Origin of the sequence: Acinetobacter sp. YH12241, assembly GCF_013417535.1 — a bacterium.
In the GTDB taxonomy this organism is placed as follows: Bacteria; Pseudomonadota; Gammaproteobacteria; order Pseudomonadales; family Moraxellaceae; genus Acinetobacter.
Genome location: NZ_VPDQ01000001.1, coordinates 94,691 through 109,648, shown reverse-complemented (window position 1 = coordinate 109,648; position 14,958 = coordinate 94,691). Strand labels below are relative to the sequence as shown.

Annotated in this window: 13 protein-coding genes; 1 reads left to right on the top strand and 12 read right to left on the bottom strand. The window is 44.3% G+C overall.

Annotated elements, in window-relative coordinates; genetic code table 11:
* Positions 1–61 precede the first annotated feature (61 nt).
* From FTV18_RS00545 to FTV18_RS00530, 4 genes are read right to left on the bottom strand one after another with little or no spacing between them, the layout of a single operon-like run.
* Positions 62–589: a pilus assembly protein PilP gene (locus tag FTV18_RS00545; protein WP_034169727.1), complete on the bottom strand. Its 528-nt coding sequence runs from the start codon at positions 587–589 to the stop codon at positions 62–64.
* Positions 589–1,305 carry a type 4a pilus biogenesis protein PilO gene (locus tag FTV18_RS00540; RefSeq protein ID WP_159122691.1) on the bottom strand — a complete coding sequence of 239 codons (717 nt, stop codon included), beginning with the start codon at positions 1,303–1,305 and terminating at the stop codon, positions 589–591. Before FTV18_RS00540 ends, FTV18_RS00545 begins: the two co-directional genes overlap by 1 nt.
* On the bottom strand, positions 1,302–1,940 hold the full coding sequence (locus FTV18_RS00535; RefSeq protein ID WP_179992180.1) for a PilN domain-containing protein: 639 nt from the start codon (positions 1,938–1,940) through the stop codon (positions 1,302–1,304). The genes FTV18_RS00540 and FTV18_RS00535 overlap by 4 nt, the downstream gene beginning before the upstream one ends.
* Positions 1,940–2,998, bottom strand: a complete 1,059-nt coding sequence (locus FTV18_RS00530) for a pilus assembly protein PilM (RefSeq protein WP_180002742.1) — start codon at positions 2,996–2,998, stop codon at positions 1,940–1,942. Before FTV18_RS00530 ends, FTV18_RS00535 begins: the two co-directional genes overlap by 1 nt.
* Before the next feature lie 166 nt (positions 2,999–3,164).
* Here FTV18_RS00530 and ponA point away from each other — a divergent pair, with 166 nt between their 5' ends.
* Positions 3,165–5,693, top strand: coding sequence for a penicillin-binding protein PBP1a (gene ponA / locus FTV18_RS00525; RefSeq protein WP_180016596.1), 2,529 nt, complete (start codon positions 3,165–3,167; stop codon positions 5,691–5,693).
* 58 nt (positions 5,694–5,751) lie between these two features.
* On the opposite strand, the gene FTV18_RS00520 is transcribed toward ponA, so the two are convergent.
* The 8 genes from FTV18_RS00520 to FTV18_RS00485 all read right to left on the bottom strand — a co-directional run bounded on the left by FTV18_RS00520 (position 5,752) and on the right by FTV18_RS00485 (position 14,955).
* Positions 5,752–6,555, bottom strand: coding sequence for a putative RNA methyltransferase (locus FTV18_RS00520; RefSeq protein WP_180016597.1), 804 nt, complete (start codon positions 6,553–6,555; stop codon positions 5,752–5,754).
* A gap of 57 nt (positions 6,556–6,612) precedes the next feature.
* Positions 6,613–7,731: a phospho-N-acetylmuramoyl-pentapeptide-transferase gene (mraY, locus tag FTV18_RS00515; RefSeq protein ID WP_180016598.1), complete on the bottom strand. Its 1,119-nt coding sequence runs from the start codon at positions 7,729–7,731 to the stop codon at positions 6,613–6,615.
* Entirely contained in the window at positions 7,732–9,135 is a 1,404-nt protein-coding gene (murF, locus tag FTV18_RS00510; RefSeq protein ID WP_180016599.1) for a UDP-N-acetylmuramoyl-tripeptide--D-alanyl-D-alanine ligase, read from the bottom strand.
* Between the two features lie 8 nt (positions 9,136–9,143).
* A complete protein-coding gene (locus tag FTV18_RS00505) occupies positions 9,144–10,640 on the bottom strand; it encodes a UDP-N-acetylmuramoyl-L-alanyl-D-glutamate--2,6-diaminopimelate ligase (protein WP_180016600.1) in 1,497 nt (498 codons plus the stop codon).
* Between the two features lie 11 nt (positions 10,641–10,651).
* Positions 10,652–12,475, bottom strand: coding sequence for a penicillin-binding protein PBP3 (ftsI, locus tag FTV18_RS00500; RefSeq protein ID WP_179992186.1), 1,824 nt, complete (start codon positions 12,473–12,475; stop codon positions 10,652–10,654).
* A gap of 15 nt (positions 12,476–12,490) precedes the next feature.
* The gene (ftsL, locus tag FTV18_RS00495; RefSeq protein WP_159122699.1) at positions 12,491–12,823 is read right to left on the bottom strand and encodes a cell division protein FtsL; all 333 of its coding nucleotides are present in this window, start codon (positions 12,821–12,823) and stop codon (positions 12,491–12,493) included.
* A 10-nt stretch (positions 12,824–12,833) separates the two neighbouring features.
* Complete coding sequence (gene rsmH / locus FTV18_RS00490) at positions 12,834–13,745, bottom strand: 16S rRNA (cytosine(1402)-N(4))-methyltransferase RsmH (RefSeq protein ID WP_034702209.1); 912 nt, start codon at positions 13,743–13,745, stop codon at positions 12,834–12,836.
* Between the two features lie 190 nt (positions 13,746–13,935).
* Positions 13,936–14,955 carry a sulfate ABC transporter substrate-binding protein gene (locus FTV18_RS00485; RefSeq protein WP_159122700.1) on the bottom strand — a complete coding sequence of 340 codons (1,020 nt, stop codon included), beginning with the start codon at positions 14,953–14,955 and terminating at the stop codon, positions 13,936–13,938.
* Positions 14,956–14,958: the final 3 nt, after the last annotated feature.

Sequence of the window (14,958 nt, the reverse complement as noted above, 5' to 3'; positions counted from 1 at the left end):
TGTATTAGCATCCCCAAAAATAAATTCTTTAATACTCTTATTCATTTTTATTCCTTAAAACTTATGGCGCTGGCCCAATCAAAACCAGACTTCGTGGTCGTTCCACATATCCCTCACGGCCATCTGGAATAATCTCAATCAAGTCAATCTGTGTCGGCGTAATTCTCGTTACACGACCATGATTAAGTCCCATATAGCTGCCACGTTGTATCCGTTCAATTTCCCCATCAGGCGTTTGAATTAGAGCCAGAATCTGCCCCGCCTGATTCCGCATACTGCCTTTCATGCTTAAGGTCTCTAGTGGATAACTCTCTAAAGGCTGTAATTGGCGTGACAAGTTCGGATAAACCCGCTTACCTGCCATAATTTTCAATTCAGCCGCTAAAGAGCTCGGCAGAAAAGGACTTTTCAGCTGATGAGCTGCATAATTAAACATTTCTGTCGGAATAAAATCTGGTGCCGGCTCAATCGGTAATGGCGGTTGATTGCGAATATTGGCCATTTCCTGATTGACTGCATCAATTCTTGATTCGCAGCCCACCAATAAAAATCCGAGCGTTAAAGCTGAAGTAATTTTAATGATATTCATTACTGAGCTCCCTGCATATCAGTTGTAGCCGGAGTAGATGAAGCATCTGCATTACCTACATACCGATAGGTTTTTGCTTTTACCACATAATCAATGACAGGAATTTCAGATTTCTTTTCTTTATTTTCAGTTCCCGTAATCGTGAAGTCATGCAGTGTAACGATGCGCGAAAGCCCTGCAATACTGCTCACAAAAGAACCAAATGCATGATAATCCCCAGTGGCTTCAATCGCGATTGGCTGTTCAATAAAGAATTCCTGCTTGATTTCAGGTTCAAGACGAATATTCTTAAATTTCAGTCCAGAGTTCACTCCACTCAGGTTAATATCTTCTACCAGACCTGGAATTTCAGTTTCTTTCGGCAATTGTTCCAATTGCTGATTAAAACGTGCTTCCATCTCCTGCAACTGAATCTGATACTGCTGTAAATTACGCAGCTTGGATTCCTTTTCCCGGAATTCATTTAACAGGTTTTGTTCTTGAGCACTGGCTTGTGAAATTGCTTCTATCTTGCCGCGAATAAATCCAAAATACCCCAGCATAAAAACCAGAATAACAATAAAGATCCAGCAGGTGATTTTGACTGATAATGGCCAACTACCATAATTATTTGGATCTAGTGTATTGAATTGTTGAAAGAATTTCTCAACTGTCATTTTTTTTCTAGGAACAGCCACTACGTCTTGGCTTAATTCATCGAATCCGTCATTACTCATGATGATGCCTCCGCTGTAGTTGTGGCTGGTGTTTGTCCTTCTTTAAGTGTTGGCTCAGCGATTTGATCCAGATCAACCGTGACCGTAAAGCTGCCATAAGATTCTTCTACTCGAGGAATCACTGAGGATGGCGCTTTATCTTTTGGCTCTTCAGCAACCAGGAAAGCATTCATAAATGCATTACGATACCAGGTGGAAGCTTCCAGATTACGTAGCAATTCAGCCACTGTATTCGGACTTTCTGCCTTACCTTCAATGGTGAATTTATCGCCGGTACGCTGAAATTTTGTAATGTACATATTGCCTGGTGTGACCCGTACAATTTCATCAATCAGGTGAACTGCAATCGGCCGTTGAGTCTGTAAACCCTGAATCAGCTTCATACGTTCAACAATTGCATTACGCTGGTCTTGTAAACCATCCAATGCTTTCAGCTGTACATCCAGATTCTGGTTAGTACTGACCACCAGCTGGTTGGCCTGTTCCTGATCCTGAAGTTTTTGATCGTAATAGAACCAGGTTGAACCTGCTGCTGCCAATCCTAGAAAAAGTGCCCCTGCGCAAATCGCTACAAATTCATTATTTCTTTTAATTCTTAGCTCATCGCGCCAAGGGAGTAAGTTAATCTTTGCCATTAATCAAAACTCCTCAATGCCAAACCACATGCAACCATGAGTGAGGACGCGTCATTTTCAATTTTTTTAATATCAATTTGAGGAGAAAAGCCCATTTGCAGGAATGGATTGGCAATCGTGACCCGGTAGCCGAGTTTTTGCTGTAATAGTTTTGCCAGACCTGGAATATTGGCATTCCCCCCTGCCAATAAAATATGGTCAATCTCGTTAAACTGAGATGAAGAGAAGAAGAACTGTAATGAACGCGCTGCCTGCTGCACGACTGCATCCAGGAAAGGCTCCAGCACTTCGATGTCATAATCATCCGGTAAGGCACGGGTTTTTTTAGCACGCCCTGCTTCCTCAAAAGACAATCCATAACGGTTCTGGATTTCCTGAGTCAGCTGCTTACCACCAAAAACCTGCTCACGAGTATAAATGATCTTGTTATTCTGCATGACGGATAAGGTCGTCATACTATGACCAATATCCAGGATCCCGACAGTATTTACCCCCATCGGCAAGGTATCCGAAAACACCTTGAATGCATTTTCTAATGCAAAACTTTCGACATCTGCAATTTTTGGATTGAGATTGGCAATTTGCAGTACTTCAGAACGCGCTTCAACATTTTCGATTCGGGTCGCTACCAACAGGACATTAACCCGGTTCGGATTGGTTAAACGGTCTGGCAGAACTTCAAAGTCCAGACTGGCTTCATCAAGTGGGAAAGGAATATATTGTTCGGCATCTTCACGAATCTGAATTTCACGTTCATCATCCGACATATCGGCATCCATTTCGATGATCTTGGTGATGACCATAGAAGTTGGAATCGCAAAGGCTGACTGACTGGACTGGGTATTGGCCAAATTAATCGCACGCCCCAACGCATCACCCACCGCTTCTGGATTTAAAATATTTTTTTCAACGACACTACTTTCTGGTAATGGGACTAAAGCATAACTTTCTACCCAGTACCGACCGTTCTTTACAGAGAGCTCTAAAACTTTAACAGAAGTCGAACTAATATCGACTCCTATTAACCCCTTATTTGGCTTACGATATAACCTGCGCACAATACAATTCCTATTATTTTTTTATCCCCAATAAAAACAAACTCACCAATCTGTGCCGGCCTATAATTTTATACAGATACAATAACTCATCTAACAATATGTATATCTAAAGGATATACTGACCGGTAATTAGTTTGCCATTAGCTCTTATTAAAACTTACTTGTTATGAAAAAGCTATCTTGTTCAGGCCTTGTTCATCCATTTTTTTTGATCATTATCATTATTTTGATCTCAATTCCGATGGGTTTCTATGGCATGTATCTCTATATTGCCCCATCTTTGCCTGAAATGTCTACGCTTAAAAAGGCACCTTTATTAAAGCCTTTACAAGTTTTTAGCTCAGATAATGAGCTCATTGCAGAGTATGGTGGCAAGCTTTCTGTTCCTGTGAATTATGAACAGATTCCGAAAGAATTTATTCACGCCTTCCTCGCTGCAGAAGATTCTAGTTTCTTCGAACACAGCGGGATCAGCTTTAAAGGCTTAGGACGTGCAGTCAGTGAAACTATTACCGGCTCTGATGTACAGACTGGCGGTTCGACCATTACCATGCAGGTCGCCAAAAACTACTATTTAAGTCCCGAACGTACTTTAAAGCGTAAGCTGACTGAAATTTTCCTGGCACGTAAAATAGAACAGAATTTAAGTAAAGAAGAAATTCTGACTTTATATGTCAATAAAATTTTCTTGGGGAAAAATGCTTACGGCATTGCGGCAGCAGCGAAAATCTATTACAACAAAAGTTTAGATGAGCTTTCGATTGCGCAAATGGCAATGATTGCTGGCCTACCTAAAGCACCTTCTCGTTATAATCCGGTGGCCAACCCTAAACGTGCATTAGAGCGCCGTAACTGGATTTTAGGTCGCATGCTGCAATTGGGGTATCTGAATCAAAGCCAATATCAGGAAGCCATTGCTGAACCGATTAACCTGGATATGCCTGACCGCAGTACGCGTAACAAATTTCCCTACGTCGGTGAAATGGTTCGCTCCGAACTAGTAGAAAATTTTGGTGAACAGGCCATAGATTCAGGTTATAAAGTCTACACGACGATCCATAGTGAACGTCAGGCTTATGCTGAACAGGCGGTACAGGACGGTTTAGAAGCTTATGATCGTCGTCATGGCTGGCGAGGTGCCGAAGCTCATGATCAGCCCCTGCAAAATTTCCGTGTCTATGCCAATACTTATCCTGCTGAAGTGACCAAGGTCAATAATAATAGCTTTGAAGCGTTGATGCAGGATGGTACAACCGTAACTGTGCCTTGGTCAGGCATGTCCTGGGCCCGTCCTTATCGTAGTGCAGATAGTGTAGGTGCTGCACCAAGCAGAGCATCACAGATTGTCAAAGTTAAAGATATTGTTCGTTTAAGACCTAACGAGAATAAAAGTTCCTGGGCACTGGTACAAACGCCTCAGGTACAGGGCCAATTAATTGCATTGAACCCGAATAATGGTGCGATTGAAGCCATTGTCGGTGGTTATAATTTTTATCAATCCAAATTTAACCGTGCGACTCAAGGTTGGCGTCAGCCGGGTTCAACCATTAAGCCTTTTGTTTATGCTCTGGCTTTAGAACGTGGTATGACTCCACATACCATGGTGAATGATGCACCGATTACCATTGGTAAATGGAGTCCACGTAATTCGGATGGCCGTTATTTAGGGATGATTCCTTTACGTCGTGCTTTATATCTGTCACGTAACACGGTTTCAGTTCGTCTATTACAAACCGTCGGTATTGAACGTACCCGTCAGTTATTTATGGATTTTGGCTTGCAGGATAACCAGATTCCACGTAACTACACCATTGCTCTAGGCACGCCTCAGGTTTTACCAATCCAGATGGCCACTGGTTATGCTACGTTCGCCAATGGCGGTTATCGGATTCAGCCACATTTTATTACGCGTATCGAAGATGCCTATGGCAAGACTATTTTTGAGGCTAAGCCTGAATATGCCTGCATCTCGTGTATTAATGCTCAGGAAGAAAGTCCTCAACCAACAGGCGCACTCACTCCTGATGATGAAGCAATTGAAATCAATAACAAGACCCTAGCGCAAAAACCAGAGACACCAAAAATCTCGGCTGAAGACAGTAATTACCGTCAGGCAGAACGTATTTTAAAATCTAGTTCTGCTTATGATATGGCCAATATCCTGCGTGATGTGATTCAGCATGGTACGGGACGTGCTGCTTTAAGAATTGGTCGTAGCGATATTGGGGGTAAAACCGGTACCACCAATGATGCCAAAGATGCCTGGTTTGCAGGTTTTAATGGCAAACTGGTCACCGTTGCCTGGGTCGGTTTCGACCAGCCAAAAACTTTAGGTCGCCGTGAATACGGTGGCGTGGCAGCCTTACCAATCTGGACCGACTTTATGGGTAATGCCTTAAAAGGTACACCAGAAGCTTGGGTTCGCCTGGATCGTAATGCTAAAGCACCTATTAACCGTAATAAAGTAGTGCAAGGTGAGCAGGAACAGCATGATCCGTCTTCTCCACCTTTAGCGACGCCTCTATATCGCCCTGCCCCGGTTGTAGCACCTAAACGACAAAGCAATGATTTTGAAGATTTGCCTGATCAGGAAATTCGCATACCGGATGATGAAAGAGTGGCGCCAAGAGACCAGCCACTACAACCAAATCGGGTGGTGGATCCTTTGGAAAACTTGATTGAAGAAATTGAATAATCTGAACCAATAAAAAATCCCTCAATAATGAGGGATTTTTTATTTCTAAATAACCGATTTACTTCTTCTGAAATACATAAATCTGGAATTGGGCCATTAAATCGAATTGATCCTGCTGCTCAAGTGCCAAACGGCGTTCAGGTTTGGCTTTATAAGCATAGGGAGTCATAGCAATCAGGTTTTTTAAATCCGCTTGAGGCAAAGTCATTGGCGCATCAATCACCTGTTCACTTACCAGATTAAATACATCCTGCAACTGCTCAACAAATTTCTGTGGCTCGTGTGCTTTCACTTCCTCAAATAAGGCTTCACGCATCGCGTACAAATGTTGTGGTGCAGGCGTCACTACCATCAAATAAGATTTTGGCTTTAATACCCGCAAGATTTCCTGTTTCGGAATCGGGCTAAATAAGCTGGTACAGAGATCAATGGATTGATCCAGTACCGGCAAGGTCGCCCCTGTTCCTACCACCCAGGTAATTTCTTTATTCAGTTTAGCTGCAACCTGAACTGCATTTTTGGCAATATCTACGCCGACACATTGCATTACTTCAGCCTGCATGGCATTGGTGTAATAACCTTCGCCACAACCAATATCGAGCAGATTTTCAATCCGCAGCTCACGGATTTTCTTAACCACAGCCTGTTGCAAAGGCGCATAATGACCTGCACTCAGAAATGCACGGCGTGCCTGCACAGATTCAGGCGTATCACCTGGATTTTTACTATGTTTATGCTGCACCACATGCAAATTCACATAACCCTGCTTGGCTACATCATAGCTATGCTGATTGTCACAGCGCCATGTACGTTCATTTAAGCGTAACTGCTCACGACAAACAGGACACATCAGTAGGTTCATTTTTAATTTCTCCAAAACAAAAAAGCCGGCATGCGCCGACTTCTTCAAATGCATTTCTTAGCGTAATTTTAAGGTCATTAGGCCCAAAACTACCAGCATAATCGTAATAATCCAGAAACGGATGACGACTTGAGTTTCACGCCAACCTTTCTTTTCATAATGGTGATGCAAAGGTGCCATCAGGAATACCCGTTTATTACGCATTCTTAATGAACCGATTTGCAGGAAGACTGAAATTGCTTCCACCAGGAATACACCTGCCATAATCGCAAACACGATTTCCTGACGTACCATCACGGCAATCGTACCCAGCATTGCACCTAAAGATAATGCACCCACGTCACCCATAAACACTTGAGCTGGATGAGCGTTATACCAGAGGAATGCCAGACCGGCACCAATCATCGCAGCACAGATCACCACCAGTTCAGAAGAATATTTCACATAAGGAATATGTAAGTAGTTAGCGAAACGTACATCGCCTGCCAAATAAGCAAATACCCCTAAACCGGCTGCAACCAGGACAATTGGCATAATTGCCAGACCATCCAGACCATCAGTCAGGTTTACGGCATTGGATGCACCATTAATCACGAAGTAAGTGAAAATAATGAAGCCAATTCCCAGCGGAATCACAGACAATGGAATGGTGTGATCCTTAAAGAATGGAATTAACACATCCAGCATATTGGCAGTCACTACCGGATTCGGTTGCTGCTGGGCGATCACATACAGCGCAATACCAGCACCCAAAGAACCCACTGATGTCCAGAAGAATTTCTTACGTGCAGGTAAACCGGCATTGTCTTTATAACGGATTTTAATCCAGTCATCCGCCCAACCAACGGCACCAAAAATCACCATCACCGAGAGCACAATCCAGACATAAGGATTCGTCAGGTCCGCCCACAGTAAGGTGGAGATCCCGATCGAGAGCAGGATTAATACCCCACCCATGGTCGGTGTGCCCATTTTCTTGGCATGATTCTCAGGAGCAAACGAACTTACTGCCTGACCATATTTTAGTGCCTGCAATTTGCGAATCATGATCGGACCCAAGACCAAACCGATAGTCATAGCAGTCAAAACGCTGAGCAAAGCACGTAAAGTTAAATAACGAACCACCTGAAACGTGCTATCAAAGCCCGCCAGCTGGTCAAATAGCCATAACAGCATTTAGAGTTTCTCCATCAATGCAGCCATTAATGTTTCCATATGGGTAAAACGCGACCCTTTAAATAGAAAAGACATTGGCTGGGGATGATGTGTTTCAATCAAATCAATTAAAAATGGTAAAGCCTGCTCCTGATTCAGGAAAGCCTGCATCTTCTTACCATATTGCGTACTACGTGCACCTTCTTGTGCAGCTGGAGCAAATTCACCCACAGCCACCACAAAATTAATGCCTTTGACCGATACCAGATCCCGACCAAGTTTATAATGCTCGATCGCGGCAGATGAACCCAGTTCACCGATATCACCGGTCACCATCACTCGAATACCCTGCTGCTGCGCTAAAACTTCAGCCGCTGCACGCATCGAGCTTGGATTGGCATTGTAGGTATCATCAATAAATAAAAATTCTTTGTGCGGAATAAAGTTCAAACGACCTTTGGCACCAACGGCCTGTTCAAGGCCAGCCACGATATCATTCAGACTGATACCAATCGCCAAAGAAAAAGCCACTGCTGCAGTTGCGTTTTGCACATTGTGTTCACCAGCAAATGGCAGATTTACGGTTTTACTGCCTTGCGGTGTATTTAGCGTGAAAGTCACAGATTGCGGATGTAGTTCTACGTCAGTCGCGTAGACGTCACCGCCCTGACCAAAACTTAGAGTCTTCTCGGTTTTGACGGCTGCACGAATCTGCTCGGCATAATCATCCGCTGCAGGCACAATCGAAGTTTCAGAAATATGTGAATAGATTTCAGATTTAGCGCGACAAATCCCATCACGGCCACCAAACTCACCTAAGTGTGCAGTACCGATATTAATGATACCGGCCACATGCGGCTGTACCAGATTGGAAGTGTAATCAATTTCACCCTGATGGCTCGCACCCAGCTCCATCACCGCATACTGATGTTCAGCACGCAGTTCCAGCAACATCATTGGGACACCCAAATCATTATTCAGGTTACCGCGAGTGACTAAAGTCGGTGCCAGACGCGACAGGATACTGCCCAGCATTTCCTTGGTCGTGGTTTTACCGCTACTGCCTGTCAAAGCAATGACTTTGAGCTGTGGATTTTGCTGACGACGATATGCGCCAAGATGACCCAGCGCCAGGCGAGTATCTTCAACTACTAGCTGACAAATATCTGCGTCAACAGGTTGGCTGACAATCGCGATTCCACAGCCCTTCTCAGCCACTTGTGCGATAAAGTCATGCGCATCAAAACGCTCACCTTTCAATGCCAGAAAAGCATCACCTGCTTCGGCATGACGGGAATCAGTTAAAATCCGCTTAATCTGGCCTTCAGGTTTTTTATCATTCAGCCAATAACCCTGAGTGGCTTGCTGTAACTGTTCAATTGTCCATGGCTCTAGAGGCACGGTACTTGTTGTTGAAGTATGCATGTAAAATCCTAATGCGCTGGAAATGCTAAATCACGGTTGTGATGCTGGGCATCAATCGCGGCCTGTACCTCGACCACATCATCAAACCAATGTCGCACCCCATCAATCTCCTGATAATTTTCGTGTCCCTTACCGGCAATCACCACAATGTCACCTGGCTGTGCCTGGTCGACTACAAAGCGGATTGCTTCACGACGGTCATGAATTTCATGATAGGTTTTGCCTGAAAAATCGATATTCTGCTTCATGTCAGCGAAAATCTGGTTTGGATCTTCAGTACGCGGATTGTCCGAAGTCAGCACTGCAATATCAGCACCTTCGAGGGCCGCCTGAGTCATCAGCGGACGTTTGCCACGATCACGATCACCGCCACAACCAAAAGCAACCCAGAGTTTCTGACTGACATGGCGCTTCAGCGTAAGCAAGACCTGAGTCAGGGCATCTGGAGTATGCGCATAATCCACCACAAACAGGCGTTCATCATCACGAATCACCTGCATACGGCCTGGAGCACCTTTCAGCTCGGGCACAGTTGCAATTAAATCGGCTAATGCAAAACCGGCTTGCTCTGCCACAACCAGGCTCGCAACCAGATTTTCGATATTGAAATGACCCAGCAAAGGACTATGCACAGTAAATGTATCTTGTGCAGTGATCAATTTAAATTCAGCACCGGAAATACTGTATTGGATATCCTGAACCTGATAATCAGCTGCTTGTGACAAAGAATAAGTCAGAATTTTCGGCTGATTCGGATTGGCTTTTGCAGCATTCAGCATCACTTTTGCATGTGCGTCATCAATATTGATAACTGCAACTTTCAGAGATTCAAAACTGAATAAACGCGATTTTGCTTCTGCATAAGCTTCCAACGTACCGTGATAGTCGAGATGGTCACGGCTTAAATTGCTATAAGCCGCAATTTCAATCGCACACCCATTCAGACGGCCCTGCTCCAGACCATGCGAACTCGCCTCAATTGAAGCAAATTCCGCACCTGCCTGTGCATAAGCATGCAAGGCATTTTGCAATTGCAGGGCATCAAGGGTGGTATGAGAAGAGGCTTCCAGATTCGGCAAAATACCATTCCCAGTAGTCCCCATAACTGCACAAGCTTTGCCTTGCAGCATCAGCAACTCAGCAACCAGACGGGAAATTGTGGTTTTACCATTGGTACCAGTTACGGCCAGAATACGGGCAGCCTTGACTGGCTGAGTCGCTTGCAGATAGCGCTTTTGCCACTCGCCCATCAAGTGACGGACATTGGGTACTACCAAAGCTGGAGTAACACCTAGCTCTTGTTCTGAAATTACGGCCAGTGCACCCAATGACAGGGCTTTTTTGGCATATTCTGCGGTTTTTTCAGGTTGAGACAAGCTGGTCAGGGCAATAAAAATTTGCCCCAGTTTAACTTTGCGGCTGTCCAGTTCGAAACCCTGAAAGGATTGTCGCATCCACTCAGCAGGTTCTTGAACGGCGTAGAGATCTTGAAATGTAATGGACATTGATCACCTATTTACTGGACTTTGGGAGATTCTAAAGGTTTGTCCAACGGGACATTTAGCAGGCGTAAAGATTCCTGCATCACACGGGCAAAGACAGGTGCAGATACCGTACCACCATAATAAGACCCTTGCGGATTTTCCACGACCACCACCATAGCAATACGCGGATCACTCACGGGTGCTACACCAGCAAATAAAGCACGGTATTCACTAGTTGAATAGCCTTTACGGTCGGCACGCAATTTATGCGCAGTACCCGTTTTACCTGCAACACGATAACCAGGTACGGTTGCACGGGTTGCTGTACCACCAGGCAGCGTCGCAGTTTCCATCATCAGCAGAACCTGTTCTGCGATTTGTGGATCAATCATCTGCTCGCCTTGTGGCTGTTCTTCTAATTTATACAGGCTTAAAGGCAATTTCACACCTTTGTTCGCCAGCATGGCATAGGCATCAGCCAGTTGCAGCACAGTCGCATTCAGACCATAACCATAAGCCATGGTTGCTACTTCAGACACATTCCATTTACTTGGCGGCAGAATCAGACCGGAACTTTCACCCGGAAATTTCACTGCGGAACGCTGACCAAAACCAAGACGTTTATAGAAAGTCGGTAAAGTTTCATACGGCAGTGACAGAGCTAATTTAGCTACACCGACGTTTGATGATTTCTGGATAATACCACCCAGTGTCAACTGACCGTAGTTATGCGTATCACGAATAGTATGATTCCCGACTCGCATACTACCTGGACTCGTATTGATCACCGAATTGGCCGTATATTTCCCGCTCTCTAGAGCCATCGCCACGGTTAGCGGCTTCATGGTTGAACCCGGCTCGAAGGAATCGACAGCGCCACGGTTACGCATTGCGTCTTTATTTAATAAGCCATTCTTGTCATTCGGGTTATAAGATGGCCAAGAAGACATTGCCAGAATTTCACCGGTTTTGACATCAACTGCAATCGCTGTTGCGGAGCGGGCATTATTGGCGACGCCTGCTGCAGTGAGTTCACGATACATAATGTACTGTAAACGTGAGTCGATACTCAGGGTAATATTTTCACCCGGCTCCACTTCTTTAATCACTTCCGGTTCTTTAACGCGGTTGCCTTTTTTATCACGGATAATCTGCTGTTCACCATCCTGACCGGCAAGACGGGTATTCAGCTGCATCTCCAGACCTTCGATCCCAATTCCCTCACTATTGGTCAGACCAATAATCTGGGAGTTTGGCTGCGGTTGCGGATAATAACGCTTATAGTTTTTCTCGGTATACACACCTTGGAAATTACGCTTCATGATCAGTTCCGCCTGTTGTGGCGGCACTTCTTTTTTCAGGATCAGATAACGTGAACGTGGACGCTCTTCCATCTTTTTGCGCAATTCAGCACGATCCATGCCCACTGCATCAGCCAGCTCATCCAGATTCAGGTTTTTATCTGGGAGCTGGCGTTTTAGTTTACGGCTATTCGGCTCTTTCTGTAGTGCCAGCATGGTTTCATCATAGAGTTTTTTATTATCAAAATAGTCACGTGGGTCAATCACGATTTTCATAATCGGCGTACTGATCGCCAGCGGAATACCATTACGATCATAAATTACGCCACGCATGGCCTTGATGGTATTGGTTCGCAGAATATTGGCATTGGCTTTATTTTGCAGAAAGTCTTTATTGATAATCTGCACATAGAAAGCTCGGCCGATCAGTGTCACAAAACACAGCAGCACCACGGCCCACATGATGTAAAAACGGTTGATATAAACATTTAAGGCATTTTTCTCGGTGACGGACTGCTTTTTACGTACCGGTTGCTTCTTTCTCTTGTCTACCATGTTCGAGCGCTAGCCTTATTTTTTCTCATCTGAAGGTTGTGGTAAGGAAATCACGACACTCTGTGAAATCGGAGGTGAATACATCCTTAACTGGGTCACTGCACGGGTACCAATCTGCGCGGTCGCACCGAAAGTCTGCTGTTCAATCAGCAAACGTCCCCACTCTGCATTCAGGTCATCCCGTTCACGCAGATAAGTACTCAATTTGCGATTATCCTGACGGTATTCAAAGACCTGGAAGACGACAAATACCGCACTGATGAAGACCATCAATATCAATATGAGGTAAATAATGACTTTTTTCAGCCATAACTTTTCTGTTTTTTTATCAACCACTTCAGTTTTCATGATGTGCCTATTAAGCTAAACGTTCTGCCACGCGCAGCCATGCGCTACGTGAACGAGGATTGGCTTTAACTTCCTCATCACTTGCCTTGACCCGGGCGATTTTCTTTAAACGTCGCGTATCCTTTTGTTGTTGCGGCATTCCCCAGCCTGAATCTTCTTCAAGCGTTGATTCTTTTTGAATAAACTGTTTAATCAACCGGTCTTCTAATGAATGAAAGCTGATCACAGCCAAACGTCCCTCTGGTTTTAAAATTTCAACCGCTTGAGGGAGGAAAGTTTCAATATCTTCTAATTCTTTATTAATAGCAATACGAATTGCCTGGAAAGTTCGGGTGGCAGCATGTTTATTTTTTTCCCATTTTGGATGGGCAACTTTCACAATTTCCGCCAGTTTGGCTGTGGTATCAATATATCCGGCAGCCTTGATCGCTTTGGCTATACGACGACTATAACGCTCTTCCCCATACTGAAAAATCACATTGGCCAGTGCTTCTTCTTCAATATCCACCAGCCATTCTGCTGCAGTCGGACCTTGCGAGTTGTCCATACGCATATCCAGCGGGCCATCTTTCATAAAGCTGAAACCGCGTTCTGCCTGATCCAGCTGCGGTGAAGACACCCCTAAGTCAGCCATCACACCATCTACACTTTCAATACCCTGCTCAGCTAATGCCTGTTTTAAATCAGCGAAGCTGGCATGGATAATTTTAAAACGTGAATCTCCCTGTTCCAGTTCTGCGGCAACAGCCAATGCTTGCGGGTCTTTATCGAAAGCATAGACGCGTGCATTTTCATCTAATTTGGAAAGTAATAAACGTGTATGCCCACCGCGACCAAAGGTTCCATCCACATAAATTCCCGTATTGCGACCAGCCAGTAAGGCATCAATCGTTTCGTGAAGTAATACAGAAATATGTGACATAAAAACTCAATCAATAGGGCGAAAAATTTAACTGCACATTATCACTCTGTTTAGCTAAAGCTCCAAACGACTTTTTGTAGATAAATATTAATTTCTATAGAGAAAACCGTTTTTATTTTTCGACAGCCGATAAAAAAGCCTCCATCGAGGAAGCTTTTTTATATTTTAAATTTATTTTCTAATCAACAGATTAACGCTTCGAGTTATAGATCTGGTCGAAGATTGCGCCATTCACAAAGTGAGTTTTCTGTGCATTGGCCCAGCCACCGAATACTTCATCAATGGTAAAGGTTTTAATTTTTGGGAACTGTGATGAATATTTGGCTAATACTTTCTCATTACGTGGACGGTAGAAATGTCGTGCTGCCATGTCCTGACCAAGTGGAGAGTAAAGATAGTTGATATAACCTTTAGCTAACCATTTATTGCCATTTTTATCTACGGTACGATCTACGATGGCTACAGAGGGTTCAGTCAGAATGGTCAAAGATGGATAAACGATATCAAACTTATTTTTACCGAGAGTTTTTTGTGTTACTAGGGCTTCATTTTCCCAAGTTAACAACACATCACCAATATTACGTTCAGCAAATGTGGTCATCGATGCACGTGCAGCAGAGTCCATCACTTTGACGTTTTTATAAAGCTTGCCGACAAATTCTTGGGCTTTGGCTTTGCTACCACCCGGCTGTTTCTCTGCATAACCCCAAGCTGACAGATAAACCCAACGTGGCAAGCCACCAGTTTTCGGATTTGGTGTAATAATTTCTACACCCGGTTTAGTCAGATCTTTCCAGTCTTTAATTCCTTTGGGGTTATCCTTACGTACCATGAAGACAATCGTTGAAGTATAAGGTGCAGAATTGTGCGGGAACTCTTTTTGCCAGCCTGGCTGGATCTGACCAGATCTTACGATCTCTTCAATATCGTTTGCCAATGCCAAGGTCACCACATCACCTTTTAAACCGTCAACCACAGAACGGGCCTGTTTACCTGAACCGCCGTGAGACTGTTTAAAGTTCACATCAATACCGGTTCGTTTTTTCCAGTAGGCACCAAAAGATTTGTTGAATTCGTCATAGAATTCACGGGTCGCATCATAAGAAACGTTCAGGAATTCACGATCCGCGGCTTGGCTCGCAGTTGCAGTAAATGTCAGACCTGTTGCCAATAAGGCAGCACTAACCAGTGATTTTAATTGAGTTTTCATAAG

Bases quoted from the DNA above. Each gene is read 5' to 3' on its own strand.
- FTV18_RS00545 (WP_034169727.1), bottom strand. From the start codon at position 589: ATGAATATCATTAAAATTACTTCAGCTTTAACGCTCGGATTTTTATTG.
- ponA (WP_180016596.1), top strand. From the start codon at position 3,165: ATGAAAAAGCTATCTTGTTCAGGCCTTGTTCATCCATTTTTTTTGATC.
- FTV18_RS00505 (WP_180016600.1), bottom strand. From the start codon at position 10,640: ATGTCCATTACATTTCAAGATCTCTACGCCGTTCAAGAACCTGCTGAG.
- FTV18_RS00520 (WP_180016597.1), bottom strand. From the start codon at position 6,555: ATGAACCTACTGATGTGTCCTGTTTGTCGTGAGCAGTTACGCTTAAAT.
- ftsL (WP_159122699.1), bottom strand. From the start codon at position 12,823: ATGAAAACTGAAGTGGTTGATAAAAAAACAGAAAAGTTATGGCTGAAA.
- murF (WP_180016599.1), bottom strand. From the start codon at position 9,135: ATGCATACTTCAACAACAAGTACCGTGCCTCTAGAGCCATGGACAATT.
- FTV18_RS00540 (WP_159122691.1), bottom strand. From the start codon at position 1,305: ATGAGTAATGACGGATTCGATGAATTAAGCCAAGACGTAGTGGCTGTT.
- ftsI (WP_179992186.1), bottom strand. From the start codon at position 12,475: ATGGTAGACAAGAGAAAGAAGCAACCGGTACGTAAAAAGCAGTCCGTC.
- FTV18_RS00535 (WP_179992180.1), bottom strand. From the start codon at position 1,940: ATGGCAAAGATTAACTTACTCCCTTGGCGCGATGAGCTAAGAATTAAA.
- rsmH (WP_034702209.1), bottom strand. From the start codon at position 13,745: ATGTCACATATTTCTGTATTACTTCACGAAACGATTGATGCCTTACTG.
- FTV18_RS00485 (WP_159122700.1), bottom strand. From the start codon at position 14,955: ATGAAAACTCAATTAAAATCACTGGTTAGTGCTGCCTTATTGGCAACA.
- mraY (WP_180016598.1), bottom strand. From the start codon at position 7,731: ATGCTGTTATGGCTATTTGACCAGCTGGCGGGCTTTGATAGCACGTTT.